We start from the raw sequence: 23,566 nt of genomic DNA, 5'->3' as shown, positions 1-23,566 counted from the left end.
CCTGCGCCTGGAGCGCACCCCATGACGACATCCCGTATTGCACTGGTCACCGGCGGCACCGGCGGTATCGGTACCGCGATCTGCCAGCGCCTGGCCGACCAGGGCCATCGTGTCGCCACCAATTTCCGCAATGCCGAAAAGGCCAACCTCTGGCAGCAGCAGATGCGCGCCCGGGGCTACGACATCGCGTTGTTCCCGGGCGACGTGTCCACTCCGGAAGGCGGACAGCAACTGGTGCAGGCGGTGGAATCGGCGGTGGGCCCGGTGGAGATCCTGGTCAACAATGCCGGCATCACCCGCGACACCACGTTCCACCGCATGAGCCCGGAACAGTGGCACGAGGTGATCAACACCAATCTCAATTCGGTGTTCAACGTCACCCGCCCGGTCATCGAGGGCATGCGCCGGCGCGGCTGGGGCCGGGTGATCCAGATCAGCTCGATCAACGGCCTCAAGGGCCAGTACGGCCAGGCCAACTACGCCGCCGCCAAGGCCGGCATGCACGGTTTCACCATCTCCCTGGCGCGCGAGAACGCCGGCTTCGGCATCACCGTCAACACCATTTCGCCCGGCTACGTGGCAACCGACATGGTGATGGCGGTACCCGAGGAAGTGCGCGCCAAGATCATCGCCGACATCCCCACCGGGCGCCTCGGCAAACCGGAGGAGATCGCCTACGCGGTGGCCTTCCTGGTCGCCGAGGAAGCCGCCTGGATCACCGGTTCCAACCTGGACATCAACGGCGGCCACCACATGGGCTGGTAAGCCCCGGCATCGCCCGCCGCGGCCCGTCGGGCGACCCATGCTGCGCAGCATGGCATCGATGCTGCACGCCGCCGCGGACACCCTCCCCGGGGCATCCCCCCCTGTACTTATGGCGGTTGCAAGGCCTGCTGCACTGCGCCATGCTGCGCCCCTACCGTGAAGGAAGAGTGACTGCTTAATGGCTGCGACCCGCATCATCAAGAAGTATCCCAACCGGCGGCTCTACGACACCGAGATCTCCAGCTACATCACCATCGAGGACGTCCGCCAGCTGATCCTGGATGGCGAGGACTTCGAGGTCCGCGATGCCAAGAGCGGCGAGGACCTGACCCGCTCGGTGCTGCTGCAGATCATCGCCGACAAGGAGCAGGACGGCGAACCGATGCTGTCCACCCAGCTGTTGAGCCAGTTGATCCGCTTCTACGGCGATTCGCTGCAGGGCTTCATGGGCAACTACCTGGAGCGCAGCATGCAGGTGTTCCTGGACCAGCAGCAGCAGTTCCGCCAGCAGATGGGCAACCTGCTCGGGCAGACGCCGTGGGCGATGATGAACCAGCTCACCGAGCGCAACCTGGAGCTGTGGCAGGAATTCCAGCGCAGCATGGGCGCAGGCTTCGGCCGCCCGCCGGCTGCCGGCGGCAAGACGCCCGAGCCGCCGCCGGCGCCACCACCGGCCGGCAAGACCCGCGGCAACCGCTGAAAGCATGAAGGCCGACGCAAGCGTCGGCCTTCGCATTTATGTGGCCGCGGCCGCAGCCCCGGCCTGGCACCGCACGCTTCAGTTGCGGCTGCGGGCCGCTGGCGCCGGAGCACGCCGCGCGGGGTGCGCTGGCGAGGTGCAGGCCGAACAGATCCGCTCGACCCTGTAGCCACGCGCGCGCAGCTTCTCGACCACGCCGTCGCTGCCGAGCAGGTGCAGCGCGCCGACCACCACCAGGGTCGTGCCCTGCCCGGCCTGCAGGCGCTCCTGCAACGGCACCAGCCAGGCATCGTTGCGCTCGGTGTTGATGCGCCGGTACAGCGCCGGGTAATCGCGCTTCATCTGCGCGGCCATGTCGCGCCACAGGGTCACGTCGTCGCCGCGCCGCCAGGCATCGTGCAGGCGCCGGCTCTGTTCGTCGCCCTTGTCCACCTGCTCCAGCGCCTCGCGCAGCAGTTGCCTTTGCTCGTCGCCGCTCATGCCATCGAGCATCGCGATCTGCGCCGCCGCGCTCTCCAGCCCCTGCGCCGGCTTGCCGGTGGCGGCGGCGCGCGCCATCAGGTGCCGGTCCAGCCCGGCCTGGGCGTCCAGCCCCTGCCGCGCCATCTGTCCCAGGCTGATGGTCAGCCCGACGAACCAGGGCTTGAGCCCGGCCAGGCGATCGATCGGCAGCCCGTTGGCGGCGGCATAGTCCTGCAGTCGCCGCCAGGTATCCGCATCCAGTTCGTCCTTGAGCAGGCGGCCATCGCGGCGCAGTGCGGCCTGCGCCATCTGCGTGGCCAGCGCGGGCGAGTTCATTTCCTCCGGCGCCAGCTCGAACAGCAGTTGTCCCGAGGCGTCGAAGGCCGCATCCACGTCCGCCGACAGCGGGTAATCATCCGCCCTGAGCAGGTGGAACGACCCCAGCAGGTAGAGCTCGGCGCCCTTGGGACCGCTCGCCTTCCACAGCAGCGGCACCGGCGGCGCCTTGGCCGGGGTGGCGGCCGCTGGCGCCTGCCGCGCCAGCAACGGCGCCGGCGTGCCCAGCAGCATCACCGACCCCAGCAGCAGCGCCGCGGCGCGAAGCATCCATTTCATGTCGCGTCTTCCTGTGCGGGTTTGACGTAGGTCTTCTCGCCGGCTTCGACCGGCAGGTCCAGCCGGTTCTCCGGTGGCGGCAACGGGCAGGTGGCGAACGGGGTGAACGCACACGGCGGGTTGTAGGCGCGGTTGAAATCGATCACCACCTGGCTCTTGCCGTCGGGCGTCTCCAGGTCGATATAGCGGCCGGCGGCATAGCTGCCGTGGCCGCTGGTGCGGTCGGCGAAGATCACGAACAGCGGCCGGCCCGGCTCGCCCAGCGCTTCCAGCCGCCAGGTGCGGCCATCGCGCTCGAATTCGATGGTGCCGGCGTTGGCCTGTTCGGTGGTCAGGCCGGTGATATCGACCACCGGCAGGGTCTTGCCGGCGTCGTGCGGCACGAAACGCGCGGTGATGCGCCAGGACGCATCGGCCGGCCAATACTCCAGGTGGCCGAAATGGGTGCGTGCCGGGGCATCGGCGTGCCGCACCCGCAGCGCGTGGCGCGGACCACGATGGATCAGGCTCAACGTGCCCTTGCCCCCGTCGAAGGTGATCAACGTGGGGTTGGGCTCGTCATCGGCATGGAACGGGATGCGGCCTTTCACCGGCTTGCCGTCGACCTGCACCGCGACGCCCCGCTCGGGCGTGAACCAGTAGCGCCCCGCCTCGTGCACCACCATGCCCAGCCGCGGCGGGCCCATCGCCAGGCGGATGCCGCTGGTGCTGCCGCTGCCGATGTAGTGGGCCTTCAGTTCCAGCCAGTGCAGGCCGATCAGGCTGGTCCAGCCATCGGGCTGCAGCAATTCGGCCTGGCGCTGTTCGCGCCAGATGTCGTTGTTCATCAGGAACGCCGGATCGAAGCGCGGCGCGTCGGGAGCCGGTGCCGGCCGGTCGCCGCCACCGCAACCGGCCGTCGCCATCGCCGCCAGCAGCAGCGCCATGCCTGCCCATCGTTTCATCGTCAACGCCCCCGCAGGAACCAGCGGTCGATCTCCGCCAGCGAAAAGCGCGCCCAGGTCGGGCGGCCGTGGTTGCATTGCCCGGAGCGCTCGGTGGCTTCCATGTCGCGCAGCAGGGCATTCATTTCCGGAACCGTCAGCCGCCGGTTGGCGCGCACCGCGCCATGGCAGGCCATGGTCGAAAGCAGTTCATCGCGTGCGCTGGCCACGCGCCGGCTCTGGCCGTGTTCGCGCAGGTCGGTGAGCACGTCGCGCAGCAGCCCCTCCGGTTCGGCATTGGCCAGCAGCGCAGGAATGCTGCGCACGTGCAGCGAACCGGGGCCGGAGCGGGTCACCTCGAAGCCGAGTTCGGCCAGCGTCGCCGCCTCGCGCTCGGCGGTGTCGGCATCGCGTTCGCCCACCGCCAGGGTGATCGGCACCAGCAGCGGCTGCGCATGCAGGCCGATGCCATCGTGCGCGGTCTTGAGGCGCTCGTAGCCGATGCGCTCGTGCGCGGCATGCATGTCCACCACGATCAGGCCTTCGGCGTTCTCGGCCAGGATGTAGATGCCGTGCAGTTGCGCGATGGCATAGCCCAGCGGTGGCACGCCGCTGTCGGCGGTCGTCGCCGGCAGGCCCGGGCTGCCGCCGGCAAGCGCGGCCGGCATCGCGGCGTCGGCCGGCGGCGCATACAGCGCGGCATAGGCCGCCGGCGCCTCGGACACCTGCAGCCCCAGCGGCGACTGCCGCGGTGCCCAGCCACCACCGCCACCGGCGCTGCCCGGCGGCCGCGACACCAGGTAGGCACCGGCCTGCCCGCCCGCGGACAGGGACGGCGCGGCGACCGCACCCGGCAGGCCGGCCGCCGGCTCCAGGCCCGCGCGGGTCTCGGCCAGCGCATCCTTGAGCGTGCGATAGACGAAGTCATGGATCAGCCGCGCATCGCGGAAACGCACCTCGTGCTTGGCCGGATGCACGTTGACGTCCACCCGCGCCGGGTCCAGTTCCAGGAACAGCACGTAGGCCGGCTGGCGGCCGTGGTAGAGCACGTCGCCATAGGCCATCTTCACCGCGTGCGCCACGCTGCGGTCGCGTACCGAACGGCCATTGACGTACAGGTACTGCTGGTCGGCGCTGGCGCGCGAATACTGCGGCTGCGCGATCCAGCCATGCAGGCGCAGGCCGGCCGCGCTGTGGTCAACGCGCAGCGATTGCCGCGCGAAATCCTCGCCCAGGGTTTCGCCCAGGCGCGCATCCGAGTACAGGTCGCCGGGCTTGTAGCGGCGCGACGGCTTGCCGTTGTGCGATACCCGCAGCTCCACGTCCGGACGCGCCAGCGCCAGCGAGCGCAGCCATTCCTCGATGTGCCCCAGTTCGGTGCGCTCGGCGCGCAGGAACTTGCGCCGCGCCGGCACGTTGTAGAACAGCTCGCGCACTTCCACGGTGGTGCCCGGGGCATGCGCGCGCGGGGTCACTTCGCCGATCTTGCCGCCCTCGATCTGCAGCGCCGCGCCGTGCTCGTCCTGCGGCTGCCGCGAGGCCAGGGTGAAACGGCTGACCGACGCGATCGACGGCAGCGCCTCGCCACGGAAGCCGAGCGTGGCGACCGACTCCAGGTCGTCGAGCGAGGCGATCTTGCTGGTGGCATGGCGCGACACCGCCAGCGGCAACTGCGCGGCGGCGATGCCACCGCCATTGTCGCGGATGCGGATCAGGCGCACGCCGCCTTCCTCGAGGTCGATGTCGACACGGGTAGCGCCGGCATCGAGCGCGTTCTCGACCAGTTCCTTGACCACCGACGCAGGGCGTTCGACCACCTCGCCGGCGGCAATCTGGTTGATCAGGATCTCGGGCAACGGACGGATGGTGCTCATGCCGCGCATTCCAGCAGACCGGCGGGGAGCAGCAGGGGGATGAAGTCGCTATCACGCATTGGCAGATGATAGCCGCCTGCCGCCGGGTGTAGCAGCCAACCATCCCTCACACCGCCAGCGACAGGCATGCACCGCGGGCACCGCGCGGATGCCGGCCGATGACGGGCACGATCCGGATGATTGCCGCCGCGCGCCTGGACAGGACGCGCGGCGCTGGCGCGCGTCGCGCTTACTTGCTGCCGCCGGCCACGGTACCGGCAGCGGCTTCCATCTCGGCCTGCGCGCGCGCGGCGAACAACGTGCCCGGCGGCGGCTGCCTGCTGAAATAGGTGTGCACGCCATCGAGCACGGCACCGGCGACGCGGCGCTGGTAGGCCGGATCGGTGAGGCGGCGTTCCTCGTCCGGATTGGAGATGAAGGCGGTTTCCACCAGCATTGCCGGCATGTCCGAGGTGCGCAGCACCGCGAAGTTCGCCCGCTCCAGGTTCGGCTTGTGGTTGTTGCCGATCCGCTTCAGCCCACCCAGCACGTGGCTGGCGGCGTCTTCGGAGGCCTTCATGTTGCCACTCTGGGCCAGGTCCAGCAGCACGTTGGCCAGGGTGCCCTCGGTCCGCTGCAGGCTGACGCCACCGATCAGGTCGGCCGCGTTCTCCTTGTCCGCCAGCCAGCGCGCACGCTGCGAGGACGCGCCCTTGGTGGAGAGCACGTACACCGACGAGCCGGTCGCGGCGCGGTTCTCGGCGGCATCGGCATGGATCGAGATGAAAATATCGGCCTTGGCCGCACGCGCACGCTGGGCGCGCTGCGGCAGCGGGATGAACACGTCGGTGTCGCGGGTCAGGTAGGCGCGCAGGCCGGGGGTGGCGTTGACCTGCCGCGCCAGTTCGCGCGCCACCGCCAGGGTGACGTCCTTCTCGCGCTTGCCGGTCGGGCCGATCGCACCCGGGTCCTGGCCGCCGTGGCCGGGATCGATCGCCACCACCAGGGTGCGCATCCCCGCCTGCATGCGGATGCGCGAGGCATCGCTGGGCATGACCGGACGCGGCGCCGGCTGTTCATCGGCCGGCACCGGCGCAGGCGCGGGTACCGGGGTCGGCGCGGGCGCGGAGGCGACCACGGCCGGCACGGTCGCCTGTCCATTGAGGATGGCGGCCGGCGAAGGCGTGTTCGTGGCAGCCACCGCCGTCGTGGTGGGGGCAGGCGTACTGGTGACGGGAGCCGGGGCAGGCGCGGCAGACGCCTGCTGGACCACCGCCGCGGTCAGTGCCGCCGTGGCACGGGCCGCCTCGCGACGCGCCTCGGCACTGCCGGGCTGTGGCGTCGGGCCGGCCGCCACAGGCACGGCAGCGGGCGTCGGTTGCACGCTGGCGACTTTGGCTTCGCCGGGCCACTCGATCAGCAGCCGCGATTCGGCGCCCTGCCCCTGCAGTTGCGGCTTGAACGCCGCCACCGACTCGGCCAGGTCGAACACCACCCGGAACGTGCCGGGCGCCGGCATGCCGGTGCGCACCGCGGTGACCACCCCCGCGGAGGCAGGCAGCTTGAGCCCGCGCACGGCGGTCGAATCCGGGAAATCCACGACCAGCCGGTTGGGCCCGGCCAGCGACAGGGTCTTGTAGCTGCCGCCGCCGGCCAGCTGGATCTCGGCACGGGTGCCGGTGCTCCCGGCCTGCACGGCGACACTGCGGATCTCGCCCGCCCACGCAGAAGCGCCGGCCAGACAGAGTCCGGCGACACAGGCAGACAAGGCGATCAGGCGGCTTCCCTTGGGCATGGGCGGATTCAATCACCGGAATTGCGGAATTGCAACACCTTTTCCCTTAATAATCCGCAACCTGCCACACTTTCCTTCCGTCAGGCAGCAGGAAACCCCTGCAAGTGGCCCGATTGCTCCAGCCGCGACAGCCATGCCTGCCCGGCCGCCGAGCTGGCCTGCAGCCGCGCCCGGCGGCCCTGGCCCTGCATGTCCAGCGCCACCCGCAGGTCCAGCGGCGGCAGGGCGCTGCCGCCCCGCTCCGGCCACTCGACCAGCCACAGGTCGGCGTCCGCCTCGTCCAGGCCCAGGAAATCCAGTTCGCCGGCATCGCCGATCCGGTACAGGTCCAGATGCCACGCTTCGCCGCCCGGCAACGGGTAGCGCTCGACCAGGGTGTAGGTGGGGCTGCGGATCGCCCCCTGCACGCCCAGCGCCCGCAACAGGGCGCGCGCCAGGGTCGATTTGCCGGCACCCAGGTCGCCGTGCAGGTGGACCACCGCGTGCGCCGGCCGGGTCGCGGCCAGGGCCGCTCCCAGCTGGTCGGTAGCCGCAGCATCGGCAAGGAACAGTTCGATCATGGCCGTCATTATGGATTGGCGCGCACGCGCAGGTGCGGCAGCAGGTCGCGCGGCAGCATTCCGCGCTGCCCGTCCGCGGCCGCCGCATCGCCCGCCAGGCCATGCAGCAGCGCGCCGGTACTGGCTGCATCGAAGGGCGACAGTCGCTGTGCCAGCAAGGCGGCGATCACCCCGGTCAGCAGGTCGCCCATGCCGCCCACCGCCATGCCCGGATTGCCCGCCGCGATCACCCGCGGCCGCTGCCCCGGCGCGGCGACCACGGTGCCGGCGCCCTTGAGCACGACCACCGCCGAAAAACGCTCCACCAATGCCTGGGCGGCGGCGAAACGGTCGCGCTGGATGGCCGCGGCATCGACGCCGAGCAGGCGTGCCGCTTCGCCCGGATGCGGCGTCAGCACCGCCGCGGCGAGCGGCTGCGGCTGCTGCGCCAGGAGGTTCAGCGCGTCGGCATCCACCACCAGCGGCCTGCCGCCGTCCAGCGCTGCCGCCCACAGCCGTCGCGCCCAGTCGTCCTGGCCGAGCCCGGGCCCCAGCGCGACGACGCCGGCGCGCGCCAGCAGCGGCGCCAGGTCGAAGGCATCCTCCACCGCATGCGCCATCGCCTCGGGGCAGCGCGCCAGCAGTGGCGCCACGTGCGCCGGGCGGGTGGCCGCGCTGGCCAGGCCCGCACCGCTGCGCAGCGCGGCCTCCGCGCACAGCATCAGCGCACCGCCGCTGCCATGGTTGCCACCCAGGCACAGGACATGGCCGGACTCACCCTTGTGGGTATCGATGCGCCGCGGCGGCAACTGCGCCGGCAGCAGCGCCTCGCTCCAGCGCGATGCGGCCGGCGCGATGCCGTCGAATGCCTGCGCGGGGACATCCAGCGTGGCCAGCAGCCGCTGCCCGGCGTGCTCCAGTGCGGCGCCGGTGTGCAGGCCGCGGTGCGGCACGATGAACTGCAGCACGCGCGCGGCATGGATCGCCGCACCCGGCACCGCGCCGCTGTCGGCGTCGACGCCGCTGGGCACGTCCAGCGCCAGCACCGGCGCGGCCGCGGCGTTGACCGCGGCGATCAACTGCGCCGCCTCCGCATCGGGCGCGCGGTCCAGGCCGATCCCGAACAGCGCATCGACGACCAGGTCGGCCTCGTGCAGGCAATCGGGAGCAAGCTCGACCTGGCCGCCGATGGCCAGGTAGTCGGTACAGGCACGCTGCGCCAGTGGCGTGCGCGGCGCGTGCCCTGGCAGGTGCAGCACGCACACCGCGCGCCCGGACTGGCGCGCCAGCCGCGCCAGCACATAGCCGTCGCCGCCGTTGTTGCCCGGGCCGCAGACCACGACGACGCGCCGCGCCTGCGGCCAGTACTGCAGCGCGCACTGCCAGGCGGCCTGACCGGCGCGCTGCATCAGCAGGTAACCATCACCGCCCAGCGCGGCGGTGGCCTGCGCGTCGATGCGGCGCGCGGCAGCGGTATCGAACAATCCGTCAGGCTGGCTCATGCCCACGATTCTATACTTGCGCCATGCCAGGAGCCGTTGCCACCGCCGACATGGCGCAGCTGTCGCTGCGCATCCGCCAGCTCGCGCGCGAGTCCGGCTTCCAGCGCTGCGGCATCAGCGGCATCGAACTGCGCGAGGACGAGGCGCACCTGGCCGACTGGCTGGGCAAGGGCCTGTACGGGACCATGGAATGGATGGCCCGGCATGGCGCGATGCGCGCGCGGCCGCAGGAACTGCTGCCGGGCACGGTGCGGGTGATCTCGGTGGGGCTGGACTACGGCCACAAGGACGATGCCGGGGCCTGGGCCACGCTGGACGACGCCGAACGCGCCTACGTCGCGCGTTATGCGCTGGGCCGCGATTACCACAAGCTCATGCGCAACCGCCTGCAGAAGCTGGCCGAGCGCGTCGCCGCCGAGATCGGGCCGTTCGGGCACCGCGTGTTCGTCGATTCGGCGCCGGTGCTGGAACGCGCGCTGGCGCGCAACGCCGGCCTGGGCTGGATCGGCAAGCACACCTGCCTGATCGACAAGGACGGCGGCTCGTGGTTCTTCCTCGGCGAGATCTACGTTGACCTGCCGCTGCCGGTGGATGCGCCGGCCAGCGCGCACTGCGGCAGCTGCACGCGCTGCATCGACATCTGCCCGACCGCGGCGATCATCGCCCCGCACCGGCTCGATGCGCGCCGTTGCATTTCCTACCTGACCATCGAGCACGACGGCGCCATCCCGCTGGAAATGCGCCCGCTGATGGGCAACCGCATCTACGGCTGCGACGACTGCCAGCTGGTGTGTCCCTGGAACAAGTTCGCGCGGCGCACCGACGAGCCGGATTTCCGCGCCCGCAACGACCTGGACACGGCCACCCTGCCGGAGCTGTTCGCGTGGGACGAGGACGAGTTCCTGCGCCGTACCGAAGGCAGCCCGATCCGCCGCAGCGGCCACGAGCGCTGGCTGCGCAACATCGCCGTGGCACTGGGCAACGCGGCCCCCTCGGCTGCGGCACGGCAGGCGCTGCTCAGCCGCCTCGACCATCCATCCGGGCTGGTGCGCGAGCACGTGGCCTGGGCGCTGCAACGCCACGACCCGCCGCACGATTCCCGATAGCGGCGGCGTGAGCGGCAGCCCGGGCATTGGCTTTGGCGCCCGCGCGCGGGAACAATAGCGTCCCGTTCCCCCGCGCCGACCATGGACAACGTCCTCAGCCCCAGCCAGCTCAACACCCTCGCCCGCGACCTGCTCGAGGGCGCGTTCCCGCTGGTGTGGGTGGAAGGCGAGCTCGGCAATGTCAGCCGCCCTGCGTCGGGGCACCTGTACTTCACCCTGAAGGACGCGCGCGCGCAGGTGCGCGCGGCGATGTTCAGGCCCAAGAGCCAGTGGCTGAAGTTCGTCCCGCGCGAAGGCGTGCGCGTGCTGGCGCGCGGCCGCCTGACCCTGTACGAGGCGCGCGGCGAGTACCAGTTGGTGCTGGACCACATGGAGGAGGCCGGCGAAGGCGCGCTGCGCCGCGCCTTCGAGGCGCTCAGGGCGCAGCTGCAGGCCGAAGGCCTGTTCGACCCGGCGCGCAAACGACCGCTGCCGGCCCATGTACGCCGGCTGGCGGTGATCACCTCGCCCAGCGGCGCGGCGGTGCGCGACGTGCTCAGCGTGCTGGCGCGGCGCTTCCCGCTGCTCGAGGTGGAACTGCTGCCGACCCTGGTGCAGGGCGACGCCGCGGCCGCGCAGATCACCGCACTGCTGCGCCGCGCCGACGCCAGCGGCCGCTACGACGCGATCCTGCTGACCCGCGGCGGCGGCTCGCTGGAAGACCTGTGGGCGTTCAACGACGAACAACTGGCGCGGGCCATCGCCGCAAGCGCCACGCCGGTCGTCTCCGCGGTCGGCCACGAGACCGATTTCAGCCTGTCAGATTTCGCCGCCGACCTGCGCGCGCCCACGCCGTCGGTGGCCGCCGAGCTGCTGGTGCCGGACCGGCGCGATCTCGACGCGCGCCTGCACGGCCTGCAGCGGCGGCTGGCGCAGTTGCAGGCGCACGCACTGGGCCAGGCGATGCAGCGCGCCGACCGTGCCGCGCTGCGGCTGCAGGCGCAGGGCCCGCAGGCGCGGCTGGCGCTGTTGCGGCAACGCCAGGAGGCGGCGTACGCGCGCCTGCACAGCGCGTGGCAGCGGCAACTGGAACAGCGCCGCGCGCGCCTGGCGCATGGCCATTCGGTACTGCGCGCGGTGCAGCCGGCGCAGCGGCTGGCGCTGCTGCGCCGGCGCCTGGACGCACTGGCGCCGCGCGCGCAGGCGGCCATGGCGCGCCAGTTGCAGCGCGACGCCCTGCACCTGCGCGGCATCGCCCGTTCGCTGGAAGCGGTGAGCCCGCTGGCCACGGTCGCGCGCGGCTATGCGATCGTCACCCGCAGCGCCGATGGCGCGCTGGTGCGTTCGACCGCGCAGGTCCGGGCCGGCGACGCGCTGCAGGCGCGGGTGGGCGATGGCGTGCTGGACGTGCAGGTCATCGCGACCAGCGACGCCTCCTAGCAACGGCCCCCCATCGCCCTGCCGCCAGGCGTGCCGAGGGCGGGCCTGCTTCGCCACCGGGCCTGATTCGCCACGAGGCCACGCAACGCACCCGGCCTCGCCGGCCGGGAACAGCGGCCGCTACCGCCGCTCAGTGTGCCTGTGCGGTCTCGCAGAACCGCTGCCGGTACTCCATCGCTTTGGGCATCAATGCCTGCAGGTTCTGGATACGGGTGCCGGGATTGGGATGGGTCGAAGCGAACTCCGGCGGCGCCTGGCCGCCGCTGGCCGCCCCCATGCGCTCCCACAGCGGCACCGCCTCCTCCGGGTTGAAGCAGGCCGCGGCGGCCAGCATCAGCCCGACTTCGTCGGCCTGGGTTTCGTGGCTGCGCGCATACGGCAGCAGGTAGCCGTAGCCGAAGGCCGACATCAGCATCTGTTGCTGCTGCGCGTCCATGCCGCCGGCGGCACCGGCCATCTGCCCGATCTCGGTCAGCTTCTGCTGGGCCATGCGCTGCGCGCCATGGCGCAGCAGCGCGTGGGCGATCTCATGCCCCATCACCACCGCCATCGCGTCGGCATTGCGCGCCACCGGCACCAGCCCGGTGTAGACGGCCATCTTTCCGCCCGGCAGGCAGAACGCGTTGGCCTGGTCGGACTGCAGCACGTTCACCTCCCAGTCGAAGGTGCGCGAGAAATGGTTGGGCGGCTGGCCGTGCTCGGTGGCCAGGGCGGTCTCCACCATGTCGACCTTGGCGATCAGGCGCTGGGCGATCGCGCGGATCTGCCGCGCCACCTGGGCATCGGGATCGACCGGCCGCTCCTGCGCCATGATCTGCTGGTAGGCCTGCAGACCCAGCGCCTTCTCGCCCTCGGCATCGAGCGTCTTGTCGATCAGCACCTTCTCGCCGGTATACGGGTCCACGGCGCGGTTGCCGAAGTAGTAGCAGCCGCCGTAGACCGCGAAGCCGATCAGGATGAGCCAGCGCAGGCCGCCGCCGAGACCGCGGCGCCGGTTGCCAGGCGGGTTGCCGAGAGGATCTTGTCGCATGGTGGACTCCGCCGGGAACGGTTGGACCGGACGATGGTAGCGCGCCGCCTCAGATGCCGCGCACCAGCCGGAAGCCGATGCGCGCGCTGGTCACGTCCGAGTCCTGCGACAGCCGCCAGGCGGCACGGGTCTGCTCCGGCGCGTTGGCCCAGTTGCCGCCGCGGACCACGCGCTGCCGGCACCCCGGGTTGTACCAGGCCGCGCCATCGGGCGGCGCGCGCCGGTAGCTGGCATGCCAGCAGTCGGCCACCCACTCGCTGAGGTTGCCGGCCATGTCGTGCAGGCCCCAGGCGTTGGCGCGGAAGCTGGCCGCCGGTGCCGCGCCCCAGTAACCGTCGCCGTACCCGAGGAACGCGTTCTTCCAGTGGCGGCCGCTGGGCGAGACATCGAGGCTGCCGGTGAAGTTGCCGCTGCCTTCCGGCGGCACCCCGGCATCGCCCCAGGGATAGCGGCCGGTGGTGCCGGCGCGCAGCGCATACTCGAACTCCGCCTCGCTCGGCAGCCGGTAATGGCGGCCGGTCTGCGCCGACAGCCAGGCCGCGTAGGCTTCGGCGTCGCGCACGCTGACATGCATGACCGGGTTGTCCGGCGGCGCCTTGGCGCCGTTGTAGCCGGCCTGCCAGTCGGCGCCGTTGCGGCGTACGAAATTGCCGCTGCGCTCGTCGTAGACGATCGAATGCCCGCGCCGGGTCGCGCGCGGCCGCGCATTGGTCGCCGCCACGAAGCGGCCGAACTCGGCCACCGTCACTTCGGTGATGGAGATCGCGAAACCGCGGTCGAAGCGCACATAGTGCTGCGGGCGCTCGGCGTCGCTGGCGCCCGGCTCGGCGTAGCCGGCGCCCATCTGGAAGCCGCCATGCGGCACCACGATCATCTGCGGGCCGCGCCCGCCGTCCTGCAGCGCGTCGCTGAACACCTGGCCGGGGCGGAAGCTGCCGTAATGGGCGACCAGGTCGATGCGCTGCCGCAGCACCGCCACCGCCGCGTCGCCGGGCGCGGCGATGCGCAGCGCCTGCTCCAGCTTCTCGCGCGCCGCCTTGAGCCCCTTGGGCGAGGTGAGATCGCGCAGGCCGCCGTCGCGCAGGGCGGCGAGCTGCGCCATGCGCATCGCCTCGATCCGCACCCGCGCATCGGCTACCGTCGGCGCGTCCTCGCGGATGCGCGAGGCGCGCTGCAGCCACTCCAGCGCCGCGTTGAAATCGGCATGCGCCGCGGCGTCCTCCGCCTGCCGGATCAGGCCGCTCTCGACCGCGGCCAGGCCCTGCCGGGCGCGGCTGTTGCCCGGCTCCAGCTCCAGCACCTGGGCGAATGCGCCGGCGGCCAGGGCCAGGCTGCCGCTGCGCAGCGCCTCCTCGCCCGAGCGGTTCAGCGCCAGCAGGCGCCGCGCCGCCTGTACGCGCTGCTGCAGCTCCAGCTCTGCCCTGCCCTCCGGCGCCAGGTACACGAGTACCGCGGCCTGGGTGGCCGCTTCGGCCAGCGCCTTGCGCTGTTCTTCCGGTTGTTGCAGCAGGGCGCGGACCGAGGCCAGCAGGCGCGCGCGGGCCTTTTCCAGGCCGCGCCGGGCCTCGCGCTGCTGCGGCTGCAGGTCCAGCACCGCCAGGTACAGCGGGATCGCGTCATCCGCCGCCGGGTACAGGCGGTCTTCGGCCAGCGCCACGCCCGCCCGCTTCAACGCGTCGCGTATCTGTTCCGGCTGCAGCGCGACCGGCGGCGGCGTCCAGGCCGGCAGCGGCACCGCGGCCGGGTCGGGTGCGGCGACCACCTGCGGTTCCTGCGCCGCGACCGGCGCCACCGGCTCGGCCACGATCGGCTGCGGCGCGCTGGCCGCAGGCGGCTCCTGCCTGCAGGCGGCGCATGCCAGCGCGACGGACAGGGCCAGGCAGGCCAACGGGCCGGTTGTACGCAAACTTCCTCCCATACAGGCTCTGCGCGCTCGGGTGCGCTGCGACGTTAGGCTATTCTCGCCTGCCTGGGCAAACCCTGCAGTTGATGGAATAGACGTGGCTCACTGGATCAAACACCCGGCGGAACTGGAAGAACGCTACCGCCAGCGTCCCGACCGCATCGGCCTGGATACCGAGTTCATCCGCGAACGCACCTACTGGCCGCAACTGGCGCTGGTGCAGATGGCGGTGGGCGACGAGATCCTGCTGATCGACCCGCTGGTACCGGGCATGGCCGATGCCCTGCGCCCATGGCTGGAGGATGCGTCGATCCTCAAGATCATGCACAGCGCCAGCGAGGACCTGGTCGCGTTCAAGTGCGCCTGCGGCGTCCTGCCACGGCCGCTGTTCGACACCCAGATCGGCGCCGCGCTGGCCGGCATCGGCGGCGGCATGGGCTACCAGAAGCTGGTCGCGCAGGTCACCGGCGTGGTCCTGCCCAAGGGCGAGACCCGTTCGGACTGGATGCGCCGGCCGCTGTCCGACGCGCAGCTCGAGTATGCCGCCGACGACGTGGAGTACCTGTTCGCGCTGCACGACGCGATCGACGCGCGCCTGCGCGAACTCGGCCGCCGCGACTGGCTGCAGGACGACGCGCAGCGCCTGCTGGCGTCGGTCGAGAACGATGAGGGAGAGCGCTGGCCGCACCTGTCGATGCGCGCGGCGCAGTTCCTCGAACCGGACGCGCAGCGCCGCCTGCTGCGCCTGTTGCGCTGGCGCGACCAGCAGGCCCGGCACAGCGACCGGCCGCGCAGCTGGGTCCTGGACAACGAACTGGCCACGCTGCTGGCACGCACGCCGCCGGCCGACTACGACGCGCTGCTGCGGCTGTTCGAACGTTTCCCGAAGGCACCGCGCAAGCTGGCCCAGGCCGTATGGCAGGCGCTGCAGACACCGCTGGCCGACGAGGACCAGGCACCGCAGGCGCTGGCCGCCACCGATGGCAACAAGGCCGCGCTCAAGCGCCTGCAGGACGCGGTGGCCCGGCGTAGCGCCGACCTCGGCCTGCCCGACGGCCTGCTGGCCTCGCGCCGGCACCTGGAAGCGCTGCTGGAGGGCGGCGACTGGCCGGCCGCGCTCGGCGGCTGGCGCCGCGACCAGTTGCAGGCGCTGCTGCAGCCCCTCTTGGCGACGGCGCCGGCATCGCGTTAGAATTCGCTGGCGATGTGAGGCAGTCACACGGCTGACGGGGTCCCGCCCCCACCCAGCGCACTGCATTCACCAAGGAAGTACGGGGCCATAGCTCAGCTGGGAGAGCGCGTCGTTCGCAATGACGAGGTCGGGAGTTCGATCCTCCCTGGCTCCACCAAACAAAAACCCCGGGTATCCCCCGGGGTTTTTTCTTGCCCGGCGCCACGCCGGACGCGCGCATGCCGAGCCGTTCAGGCCGGCGGCGTGTAGACCTCCACCCGGTTGCGTCCGCCGCGCTTGGCCACGTAGAGCATCTCATCGGCGGTCTTGAACACGGTGGCGATATCCTGGCTGCTTTCCGGCCAGGCGGACACGCCCAGCGAAACCGTCACCCGGTCGACCGGTGCCATGTTGGCGCGCTCGATCTGCAGGCGCAGGCGTTCGGCGACCTGCGCGGCGCTGGCCACCGAAGCGCCGGGCAACAGCAGCACGAACTCCTCGCCGCCCACCCGGCAGGGCGCGTCGTCCACCCGCGAGATGTCCTGCATGTGCATGGCCAGCTGCTTGAGCACCAGGTCGCCGACGTCGTGACCCCAGGTATCGTTGACCCGCTTGAAATGGTCGATGTCCAGCGACACCACCGCGAACGGCGTGGCCCGCTCCTGCAGCTCCTGCACCCGCGCCTGCAGATGGCGGCGGTTGCCCAGCCCGGTCAATGGATCGGTGTTCACGTCCTCGCGCAGCTTGCTGATGCTCTTCTGGAACAGGCTGATGCCGAGCAGCATCGCCTTCTTCAGTTCGCGCGATTCGAAGTACCAGGAGCGCACCGAGCGGATGCGCTGCGATGTGCCCGGCTGGTCCATGTTGCGCGCACCGTAGGCCAGCATCCGCAGCGGGTGGGCGATGATGCGCGCGCACCACCACAGCAGCAGCACGGTGACCAGGGCCAGCGGCAGCGTCTTGACGAACACCGTGCGCATCAGCGAGGTCAGCGGCGCCAGGGTGACATCGCGCGGACGCTGCGCGATCACGCCCCAGCCGGTGGCCGCGACCGGGGCGTACCCGGCCAACATGACCTTGCCCTTGCTGTTGACGATGGAGGCCGTGCCGCTGCCGCCACGGGTCACGTCGTCGACCGCCTGGTTGCCGGCCACCACCTTGCCGATGCGGCTCAGGTCGGGGTGGTAGATGATCCGCCGCTCGCTGTCGACCACGTACAGGTAGGAACCATCGTGGTAGAAGTGCTGGCCAAGCAGCCGGTCAAGGATGTTTTCCTTCTGCAGGTGGATGGCACCGCCGATCGCGCCGAGGAACCCGCCGCGCGGGTCGCGGATCGGGCTGACCATGAGCACGATGAAATTACCGGCCGCCGACAGGTAGGGCCGGCTGATCAGCGGCTGGCGCGAGCGGATCGACTCCCTGACCGCGGCACTGGCGAGTACCTTGCCCTGCAGCTGCAGCGTTTCCGGCGAGGTCGCCAGCACCTTGCCGGCATCGTCGAAGATGACGATGGAATTGAAGCTCTTGCTGGTCAGCCGCAGGCGGGCGGCTTCCTTGTCGAGCTTGGCCGGATCGTCCATCTGCCCGACCAGGAGCTGGGCGGTGTAGTCCAGCTGCAACTGCGCCGACTGCACGAAATCGTCGGTGCTCTTGGCCAGCTTGGTCGCATACGCCAGGTTGCTTTCCAGGGTGCTGTCCAGCAGCTGCTGCCGTTGCACCTGGTAGCTGGCGTGCAGCGTCTTGGCGAACGGAATGAAAGCACCCAGCAGGGCCAGTGCCAGTATCAGCTTGCGCAGGTCCATCGCCGTCGTTGCCCTCCCGCGCCGGGATGCACGACCGACCGGACCAGCCCCTGCGGGCGGAGGTTCCGGCGCCGCATGCCGGCACCTTCGCACAACCGGCGGCCATGCGTGCAGAAAAAAAGGCCTGCACTACTGCAGGCCTTTTGTATTCGTGGTGGCCGGGGAGGGAATCGAACCCCCGACACGGGGATTTTCAATCCCCTGCTCTACCAACTGAGCTACCCGGCCACTTTGTCTTCGCGACGTTCCCGTCGGCGAGGACGCGCATGATACGGAGGTCTTCCAGTTTCGGCAAGCGTTATCCGCAAGTTTTTTTCTGCCACCTGCGATCAGCCTGCGGCCGCGCGCCGATCGCGGCACGTGCGGATCGCCGCAGGCGATGGCGGACGGTGCGCGGCGATGCCGCGCAGGGCTGCGCACCAACAAAAACTTTACTTCCCCGCACCCGGCTTTGCTTAGCCTGCATCCCGATCATGGAGGCCACAGACCATGCACCATCGCCTGCTCCTGTTCCTGCCCCTGTCGTTGCTGCTCGCCTCCGCCGCACAGGCGGCGGCGGCGGTCGAATCGGTCGGGCGCTTCGAGCTGGACCGCTATGCCGGCCAGTGGCACGAGATCGCCCACCTGCCGGTGTCGTTCCAGAAGAAATGCGTGGCCGACATCACCGCCAGCTACCGGCTGCGGGCCGATGGCCGCATCAGCGTGCTCAACCGCTGCCGCACCACCGACGGCGACATGATCGAAGCCGAGGGCGTCGCGCGCCCGGTCAGCGGCCACCCGGGGCGCCTGCAGGTCCGCTTCGCGCCGGACTGGCTGTCCTGGCTGCCCTGGGCGTGGGCCGACTACTGGGTGATCGCGCTGGATCCGGACTACCAGTGGGCGATGGTCGGCGAGCCGGGGCGCAGATACCTGTGGATCCTGTCGCGCACGCCGTCGATGGACGACGCCCTGCTCGAGCGGCTCAAGCGCCAGGCCACCGACATGGGCTACGACCTGGCGCCGCTGAAGGTGATGGCAGCGGTCGATTGAGCGGTCGCGTTCATTGCGCCGAAGGCCTGCGCCGGTAATCCAGCGGCGGCGCGTCGCGCTGCAGCAGCGGCACGTAGCGGAAGTCCGCGCCGCGCCGCTGGCCGAACTCGTCCCTGGCCTTGCCGACGATATCCGGCGACTGGAACAAGCGCACCGCCGCCAAGGCCAGTGCCTTGGCCGCGTTGAGCGCGCCCCTGGCGCCCACCGAGGCACCCGATGCGGCCACCGCCTGCCAACTGTGCGCCGGCGTGCCCGGCACCCAGGTGGCGGTACCCAGGCCGGCGGTCGGCACGTTCCAGCTGACGTCGCCGACATCGGTCGACGCGCTGCCGGCCACGTCCGCGCGGTACGGCTGCAGCTGCATCGCCGCGTCCAGTGGCGGGCGCCGTTCCAGGCTCTGCTGCAGCGTCTGCGCGAAGGCCTGCTCCCGCGTGTCGTAGCGCACGCCGCCGACCTGCTCCAGCGCCGCCTGCATCACCTGTCCCAGGGTGTCGTTGGGCAGCAGCGAGAACACCCCGCCGGTCTGCTCGAACTCGACCGTGGTGCCGGTGCCCAGCGCCGCGCCGTCGGCGGCCCTGCGCAGGCGCGCGAACACCTCGCGCACCACCGCCGGATCGACATGGCGCACGTAGTAGTAGGCCTCGGCGAAATCCGGCACCACGTTCGGCGCGCTGCCGCCGTTGCTGATCACGTAGTGGATGCGGGTCCCGTCGGGCACGTGTTCGCGCATCAGGTTGGCCATGTGGTTGAACGCCTCCACCGCATCGAGCGCGGAACGGCCACGCTCCGGCGCGATGGCCGCGTGCGCGGCGAGGCCGTGAAAACGGAACTTGCCGCTGATGTTGGCCAGGCTGGTGCCCTGCGCCGCCGAGTTCTCCGCGGCCGGGTGCCAATGCAGCACCACGTCCACGTCGTCGAACAGCCCGGCCCGGGCCAGGTAGACCTTGCCCGAACCGCCCTCCTCGGCCGGCGTGCCGTACAGGCGCACCTCACCCGGCGTGCCGGTGGCCTGGAGCCACTGTGCGACGGCACGCGCGGCACCGACCGACGCGGCGCCGAACAGGTTGTGGCCGCAGGCCTGGCCGGCATCCTGCCCATCGATCGGCAAGCGCACCGGCTCGGCCGCCTGCGCCATGCCCGGCAGCGCGTCCATCTCGGCCAGCAGCGCGATCACCGGACCGCTGCCACGCGTGCCGGAGGACGCGACGAACGCGGTCGGCATGCCAGCCACCCCGGTCTCGATGCGGAAGCCCGCCTCGCGCAGCTCCTGCTGCAACAGGCGCGAGGAGCGCTCCTCCAGATAGCCCAGTTCGGGTTGCCGCCACAATGCCTGCGCCACCTGCGCCTGGCGCGGCGCATAGGCATCCAGCACCTGCAGCACGTCGGGCCCGGCGGCCCAGGCCACCCCGGTGCCGCAGGCCAACAACCCGGCGCCCAGCCGGATACGGAACCACGCCCGCCTCGCGCCCATCGCCCGCACCCTCAGTAGAAGCCCACGTTGTCGATCTCGAACCACACCTTGCCGCCGGCCTCGCCGCCGGCGGAGAACACCAGTTGCTGCACGTCGTCGCCTTTCCATTCGGCCACCGGCCCCTTGCCGCGATAGGGCGGTTGGCCCTGCAGCGCGGAGAACGGGATTTCGACGGTGCGCCATTGCGGCGCGGCATCGACCGCGGCGATGAAACGGCGGTCGCCCAGCGCCCTGGCCTCCAGCCGCAGCACCGGCGCGCCGCCGCGTACGTCGAAGCGGATGCCGCGGTACGCGCGCAGGTCCGCCGGGGCGACCGAGCCGCGGCTCAGCGGCAGGATCGCCGCGGCATAGGCCGTGGGCTTGGTGGACAGCCGGGCCTGGACCGACAGCGCCTTGCCGCCGGTCTCGCGGGCGACGGTTTCGCTGACCTGCACGGTGCGGTCGTTGCCGCCATCGGCCTCGTCGATGCGCAGCGTATCCAGCGCGGTGCGCCCGTCGGCGCGCTCGAAGTCGTCGACCAGCGGCGCCACCGGCTGTGCCGGCAGCGACAGCGCGCGGTTGCCGGCCGGCAGTACCGTGCCCTGGCCGTGCACCTGGCGGCCGGCGACGTAGACCCGCTGGGTGTTGCGGATGTCGGCGATGCGCTCCCATGGCCGTCCCTTCACCAGCAGCAGGTCGGCACGCTTGCCGACCTCGAGGGTGCCGCGGTCGTCCACGCCCAGCGCGCGGGCGCTGTTGGCGGTGCCGGCGACCAGCGCTTCGGCCGGGGTCAGCCCCGCGTCGACCAGCAGCTCCAGCTCGCGCAGGGTCGATGCGCCGTGCGGCGTGCCGGTCATGCCGGCGTCGGTGCCGACCACCACCGGGACGCCGGCATCGTGCAGGGTCTTCACGTTGCGCAGGGCATCGGCGAAGTTGCGCTCGCGTTGCCGCAGCACCTCCGGGCGGGTACCCGCGGCGCCGCTGCCATCCACGCGCGCGGGCAGGTACACCGCCAGCGACGGCGCATAGGCGGTGCCATGCTCGCGCATCAGCTGCACCAGTTCGCCGTCCACCGGCATGTCCTGCACGCTGTGCGCGATCACGTCCACGCCGGCGCGCGCGGCGACCTTGCCACGCTTGACCATCACCGTGTGCGAGAACACCTTCAGCCCGTGCCTGTGCGCCTCGTCCACCAGCGCGGCCAGGGTCTCCTCGTCCATGCTGCTGTTGTCGGCGGCGTTGGAATAGCGCCAGCCGTCGGTGAAGGCCTTGATGAAGTCCGGCTTGTAGGCGGCCACGGCACGCACGCCGGCGCGCGCGGCCTCCGGCGAATTCACCCAGCGGGTGGTGTTCTCGTCGCCCCAGTCGGCACCGTGGCCGAGCGGCGTGCTCATGCGCGCGGCGAACTTCACGTCCGGTGCGGCGATGTCGGCCAGCCACGCGCGGCGCGGCGCATACGCTTCCGGCGGCTCGTGGAAATCGCTGACCGTGGTGACGCCGGCGGCCATGTACAGGTTGGCGATCTGCGGCAGCTCGGCCGGGCGCGCATTGGGCGTCCAGTGCGTGTGCAGGTCGAACAGCCCCGGCAGCAGCGCCTGGCCGTGGGCGTCGACCACGCGCGCGCCCTTCGGCGCGGCCAGCGCCTGCCCGGCACCGGCGATGGCCGCGATGCGGCCGTCCCGTACCAGCACGCTGCCCGGATACGCCGGGCGACCGGTGCCGTCGAACACCATGGCACCGCGGATCAGCAGCGCGCTGTCGGCGGAAGTGGCGGCCACGCTGGCCTGCCCGGTGGACAGCAGGAGCGCGGTGAGCAAGGCGAGCGCGCGGGTGCGGCGGGGATTCATGTTCATGGGTTCAATCCAGAGTCATTGCATGGAATGCGCCGCGTGCGGCGCGCTCTCCGGGGTGCGCAGGCGCACGACCTTGCCCTGCTGCTCGACCACCAGCCCCAGGCTCAGGGCGACGCTGCAGGCGAAGCCCAGCGGGTCGCTGGCCGAATACAGGCCGACGATGCGGCGGCTGCCGACCACCGGGTCGTCGATGACGATGCGGGTATCGCTGTAGCGCAGGAACTGCGCGGCCGCCACCGACAGCGTGTCGCCATTGAAGGACAACATGCCCTCGCGCCAGGCCAGCTGCTGTTCCAGGTCCTCGGCGGGCACGGCCTCGATGCGGATGCCGTGGCTGCGGTTTGCCAGCGCGCGGTAGTTGGCCAGCAGCCGCGCCGGCGCCACCGCGCCCTGGGTATCGGCCACGTCCACCACGCCTTCGCGCACCAGCACCTCGACACCGCCGCTGCGGCGCTCGTTGAGGCTGACCGCGAAACTGGTACCCACCGCGGTGACGTCGGTCTCCTGCGCGCGCACCACGAACGGGCGGCCGGGATTCTTGGCCACGTCGAACAGCGCTTCGCCCTGCAGCAGGGTGATGCTGCGCCGCGCTCCGGTGTAGTGCACGCGCACCTGCGAGTCGGAATCCAGGGTGATCGCCGAGCCATCCTCCAGCGGCACCCGCAGGATCTCGCCCCGGCGCGTGGCGTAGTACTCGGCGTCGTCGTGCTGGCGGTGCACGCCGATCGCCAGCAGGCTCAGCACCGCGGCCATGCCGGCCGCCCAGCGCAGCACCCGCCGCGAACGCCGGAAGCGCGGCGGCGCAGGATCCGCGGCGAGCGCGGCCGTGCCATTGGACAGCGCACGCGCACGCGCGGTGCGCGCCAGCACGGCGTGGGCCCGCGCATAGGCACCGAAGTGGCGCACATCGGCCTGCAGCCAGGCATCGCGCGCCACCGCGTCCCCGGCGGGCAGCGGCGCCCGGTCCTCGCGCGCGACCCAGGCCGCGGCGATATCGTCGATGCTGCGTTCATCGTGTGCGCGCATGGCGTGTTCCTCCTGCTGCGAGCCGTTCCCTGCCCTCTTCCGCGTCCTTCCCGTCGCGCTTCATCGAATCCATCAATACCCGGATTCCCTTGCAGATGTGTTTCTCCACGGTGTTCTCGCTGATCTGCATCCGCTGGGCGATCTCGCGCTGCGAGTAGCCTTCGACCCGGCGCAGGACGAAAGCCTGCCGGCACTTGTCCGGCAGGCTGTCGATCAATGCGCCGATCCGCGCCAGCTCCTGCCGCGAGGACGCGGTCCGTTCCGGACACGCCTCTTCGCCACCGATGGCCACCCGCTCGATCTCGGCCACGGCCTCGATCGACACCACCTGCGCGCGCCGCAGCTGCTGCAGCACCACCGACTGCGCCACCGAATACACGTAGGCGCGCGGCTGGCGCACGTGCGATACGTCCGCCATCGCCGCCAGGATGGCGTAGGTCTCCTGGATCACGTCATCCACGTCCTGGCGCACCGGCAGGCGCCGCTGCAGCCAGTCGCGCAGCGCCGGCTCGCACGGCAGCACGTGCTCGGCGAGCCACAACGAACGCTCCGCCGCAAGTGCCGCGCTCATCGCGGCACCCCCGTGGTGCCCGGCACGTGCCGGGCGTTTTCACGGACAACGA

General features: G+C 71.3%; 19 protein-coding genes and 2 tRNA genes. 7 read left to right on the top strand and 14 right to left on the bottom strand.

Translation table 11 applies throughout. The annotated features are described in order from the left end of the window. The first annotated feature begins 21 nt into the window (after positions 1-21). Together phbB and phaR are read left to right on the top strand one after the other, a co-directional pair. A complete protein-coding gene (gene phbB, locus F0P95_RS10800; protein ID WP_182334231.1) occupies positions 22-765 on the top strand; it encodes a beta-ketoacyl-ACP reductase in 744 nt (247 codons plus the stop codon). A 178-nt stretch (positions 766-943) separates the two neighbouring features. Continuing rightward, positions 944-1,465 carry a polyhydroxyalkanoate synthesis repressor PhaR gene (phaR, locus tag F0P95_RS10795; RefSeq protein WP_054664996.1) on the top strand — a complete coding sequence of 174 codons (522 nt, stop codon included), beginning with the start codon at positions 944-946 and terminating at the stop codon, positions 1,463-1,465. 78 nt (positions 1,466-1,543) lie between these two features. On the opposite strand, the gene F0P95_RS10790 is transcribed toward phaR, so the two are convergent. The 6 genes from F0P95_RS10790 to F0P95_RS10765 all read right to left on the bottom strand — a co-directional run bounded on the left by F0P95_RS10790 (position 1,544) and on the right by F0P95_RS10765 (position 9,154). Further along, the gene (locus F0P95_RS10790) at positions 1,544-2,542 is read right to left on the bottom strand and encodes a TraB/GumN family protein (protein ID WP_182334230.1); all 999 of its coding nucleotides are present in this window, start codon (positions 2,540-2,542) and stop codon (positions 1,544-1,546) included. Beyond that, positions 2,539-3,486, bottom strand: a complete 948-nt coding sequence (locus F0P95_RS10785; protein ID WP_182334229.1) for a DUF1684 domain-containing protein — start codon at positions 3,484-3,486, stop codon at positions 2,539-2,541. The genes F0P95_RS10790 and F0P95_RS10785 overlap by 4 nt, the downstream gene beginning before the upstream one ends. A 2-nt stretch (positions 3,487-3,488) precedes the next feature. Continuing rightward, positions 3,489-5,348 (bottom strand): DNA mismatch repair endonuclease MutL, encoded by a 1,860-nt coding sequence (mutL, locus tag F0P95_RS10780; RefSeq protein WP_425515858.1) that lies wholly within the window; start codon positions 5,346-5,348, stop codon positions 3,489-3,491. Between the two features lie 220 nt (positions 5,349-5,568). Continuing rightward, positions 5,569-7,113 carry an N-acetylmuramoyl-L-alanine amidase gene (locus F0P95_RS10775; protein WP_182334227.1) on the bottom strand — a complete coding sequence of 515 codons (1,545 nt, stop codon included), beginning with the start codon at positions 7,111-7,113 and terminating at the stop codon, positions 5,569-5,571. Positions 7,114-7,193: 80 nt separating this feature from the next. Then, positions 7,194-7,673, bottom strand: coding sequence for a tRNA (adenosine(37)-N6)-threonylcarbamoyltransferase complex ATPase subunit type 1 TsaE (gene tsaE, locus F0P95_RS10770; protein ID WP_182334226.1), 480 nt, complete (start codon positions 7,671-7,673; stop codon positions 7,194-7,196). Between the two features lie 8 nt (positions 7,674-7,681). After that, entirely contained in the window at positions 7,682-9,154 is a 1,473-nt protein-coding gene (locus F0P95_RS10765; RefSeq protein WP_182334225.1) for an NAD(P)H-hydrate dehydratase, read from the bottom strand. A 23-nt stretch (positions 9,155-9,177) separates the two neighbouring features. Here F0P95_RS10765 and queG point away from each other — a divergent pair, with 23 nt between their 5' ends. Together queG and xseA are read left to right on the top strand one after the other, a co-directional pair. After that, a complete protein-coding gene (gene queG / locus F0P95_RS10760) occupies positions 9,178-10,260 on the top strand; it encodes a tRNA epoxyqueuosine(34) reductase QueG (RefSeq protein ID WP_182334224.1) in 1,083 nt (360 codons plus the stop codon). An 81-nt stretch (positions 10,261-10,341) separates the two neighbouring features. Then, a complete protein-coding gene (gene xseA / locus F0P95_RS10755; protein ID WP_182334223.1) occupies positions 10,342-11,679 on the top strand; it encodes an exodeoxyribonuclease VII large subunit in 1,338 nt (445 codons plus the stop codon). 130 nt (positions 11,680-11,809) lie between these two features. Here xseA and F0P95_RS10750 read toward each other — a convergent pair whose 3' ends face one another. Next, complete coding sequence (locus F0P95_RS10750; RefSeq protein ID WP_182334222.1) at positions 11,810-12,709, bottom strand: M48 family metallopeptidase; 900 nt, start codon at positions 12,707-12,709, stop codon at positions 11,810-11,812. A 49-nt stretch (positions 12,710-12,758) separates the two neighbouring features. Beyond that, on the bottom strand, positions 12,759-14,615 hold the full coding sequence (locus F0P95_RS10745; RefSeq protein WP_277434859.1) for an SUMF1/EgtB/PvdO family nonheme iron enzyme: 1,857 nt from the start codon (positions 14,613-14,615) through the stop codon (positions 12,759-12,761). A gap of 94 nt (positions 14,616-14,709) precedes the next feature. Between F0P95_RS10745 and rnd the strand changes: the two genes are divergently transcribed. Further along, on the top strand, positions 14,710-15,804 hold the full coding sequence (rnd, locus tag F0P95_RS10740) for a ribonuclease D (RefSeq protein ID WP_182334220.1): 1,095 nt from the start codon (positions 14,710-14,712) through the stop codon (positions 15,802-15,804). Between the two features lie 81 nt (positions 15,805-15,885). Continuing rightward, a tRNA-Ala gene (locus F0P95_RS10735) sits at positions 15,886-15,961 on the top strand. Positions 15,962-16,034: 73 nt separating this feature from the next. On the opposite strand, the gene F0P95_RS10730 is transcribed toward F0P95_RS10735, so the two are convergent. Both F0P95_RS10730 and F0P95_RS10725 read right to left on the bottom strand, forming a co-directional pair. After that, a complete protein-coding gene (locus F0P95_RS10730) occupies positions 16,035-17,585 on the bottom strand; it encodes a sensor domain-containing diguanylate cyclase (protein WP_182334219.1) in 1,551 nt (516 codons plus the stop codon). A 152-nt stretch (positions 17,586-17,737) separates the two neighbouring features. Further along, a tRNA-Phe gene (locus tag F0P95_RS10725) sits at positions 17,738-17,813 on the bottom strand. A gap of 261 nt (positions 17,814-18,074) precedes the next feature. Between F0P95_RS10725 and F0P95_RS10720 the strand changes: the two genes are divergently transcribed. Then, positions 18,075-18,614 (top strand): lipocalin family protein, encoded by a 540-nt coding sequence (locus F0P95_RS10720; RefSeq protein WP_182334218.1) that lies wholly within the window; start codon positions 18,075-18,077, stop codon positions 18,612-18,614. A 10-nt stretch (positions 18,615-18,624) separates the two neighbouring features. On the opposite strand, the gene F0P95_RS10715 is transcribed toward F0P95_RS10720, so the two are convergent. From F0P95_RS10715 to F0P95_RS10700, 4 genes are read right to left on the bottom strand one after another with little or no spacing between them, the layout of a single operon-like run. Beyond that, complete coding sequence (locus tag F0P95_RS10715; RefSeq protein WP_182334217.1) at positions 18,625-20,085, bottom strand: amidohydrolase; 1,461 nt, start codon at positions 20,083-20,085, stop codon at positions 18,625-18,627. An 11-nt stretch (positions 20,086-20,096) separates the two neighbouring features. Beyond that, entirely contained in the window at positions 20,097-21,917 is a 1,821-nt protein-coding gene (locus F0P95_RS10710) for an amidohydrolase family protein (RefSeq protein ID WP_182334216.1), read from the bottom strand. A 15-nt stretch (positions 21,918-21,932) separates the two neighbouring features. Next, positions 21,933-22,943: a FecR family protein gene (locus F0P95_RS10705; RefSeq protein WP_182334215.1), complete on the bottom strand. Its 1,011-nt coding sequence runs from the start codon at positions 22,941-22,943 to the stop codon at positions 21,933-21,935. Continuing rightward, complete coding sequence (locus F0P95_RS10700) at positions 22,927-23,514, bottom strand: RNA polymerase sigma factor (protein WP_182334214.1); 588 nt, start codon at positions 23,512-23,514, stop codon at positions 22,927-22,929. The genes F0P95_RS10705 and F0P95_RS10700 overlap by 17 nt, the downstream gene beginning before the upstream one ends. Positions 23,515-23,566: the final 52 nt, after the last annotated feature.

This window comes from Stenotrophomonas acidaminiphila (assembly GCF_014109845.1).
Classification (GTDB): Bacteria; Pseudomonadota; Gammaproteobacteria; order Xanthomonadales; family Xanthomonadaceae; genus Stenotrophomonas; species Stenotrophomonas acidaminiphila.
Note: the sequence above shows the minus strand (reverse complement) of the source record. Positions and strands in the feature narration are given on the sequence as shown.

Bases quoted from the DNA above. Each gene is read 5' to 3' on its own strand.
- F0P95_RS10705 (WP_182334215.1), bottom strand. From the start codon at position 22,943: ATGCGCGCACACGATGAACGCAGCATCGACGATATCGCCGCGGCCTGG.
- mutL (WP_425515858.1), bottom strand. From the start codon at position 5,348: ATGCGCGGCATGAGCACCATCCGTCCGTTGCCCGAGATCCTGATCAAC.
- F0P95_RS10700 (WP_182334214.1), bottom strand. From the start codon at position 23,514: ATGAGCGCGGCACTTGCGGCGGAGCGTTCGTTGTGGCTCGCCGAGCAC.
- tsaE (WP_182334226.1), bottom strand. From the start codon at position 7,673: ATGATCGAACTGTTCCTTGCCGATGCTGCGGCTACCGACCAGCTGGGA.
- phaR (WP_054664996.1), top strand. From the start codon at position 944: ATGGCTGCGACCCGCATCATCAAGAAGTATCCCAACCGGCGGCTCTAC.
- queG (WP_182334224.1), top strand. From the start codon at position 9,178: ATGCCAGGAGCCGTTGCCACCGCCGACATGGCGCAGCTGTCGCTGCGC.
- F0P95_RS10785 (WP_182334229.1), bottom strand. From the start codon at position 3,486: ATGAAACGATGGGCAGGCATGGCGCTGCTGCTGGCGGCGATGGCGACG.
- F0P95_RS10775 (WP_182334227.1), bottom strand. From the start codon at position 7,113: ATGCCCAAGGGAAGCCGCCTGATCGCCTTGTCTGCCTGTGTCGCCGGA.
- F0P95_RS10720 (WP_182334218.1), top strand. From the start codon at position 18,075: ATGCACCATCGCCTGCTCCTGTTCCTGCCCCTGTCGTTGCTGCTCGCC.
- phbB (WP_182334231.1), top strand. From the start codon at position 22: ATGACGACATCCCGTATTGCACTGGTCACCGGCGGCACCGGCGGTATC.
- F0P95_RS10710 (WP_182334216.1), bottom strand. From the start codon at position 21,917: ATGAACATGAATCCCCGCCGCACCCGCGCGCTCGCCTTGCTCACCGCG.
- F0P95_RS10750 (WP_182334222.1), bottom strand. From the start codon at position 12,709: ATGCGACAAGATCCTCTCGGCAACCCGCCTGGCAACCGGCGCCGCGGT.
- F0P95_RS10715 (WP_182334217.1), bottom strand. From the start codon at position 20,085: ATGGGCGCGAGGCGGGCGTGGTTCCGTATCCGGCTGGGCGCCGGGTTG.
- F0P95_RS10730 (WP_182334219.1), bottom strand. From the start codon at position 17,585: ATGGACCTGCGCAAGCTGATACTGGCACTGGCCCTGCTGGGTGCTTTC.
- F0P95_RS10790 (WP_182334230.1), bottom strand. From the start codon at position 2,542: ATGAAATGGATGCTTCGCGCCGCGGCGCTGCTGCTGGGGTCGGTGATG.
- xseA (WP_182334223.1), top strand. From the start codon at position 10,342: ATGGACAACGTCCTCAGCCCCAGCCAGCTCAACACCCTCGCCCGCGAC.
- F0P95_RS10765 (WP_182334225.1), bottom strand. From the start codon at position 9,154: ATGAGCCAGCCTGACGGATTGTTCGATACCGCTGCCGCGCGCCGCATC.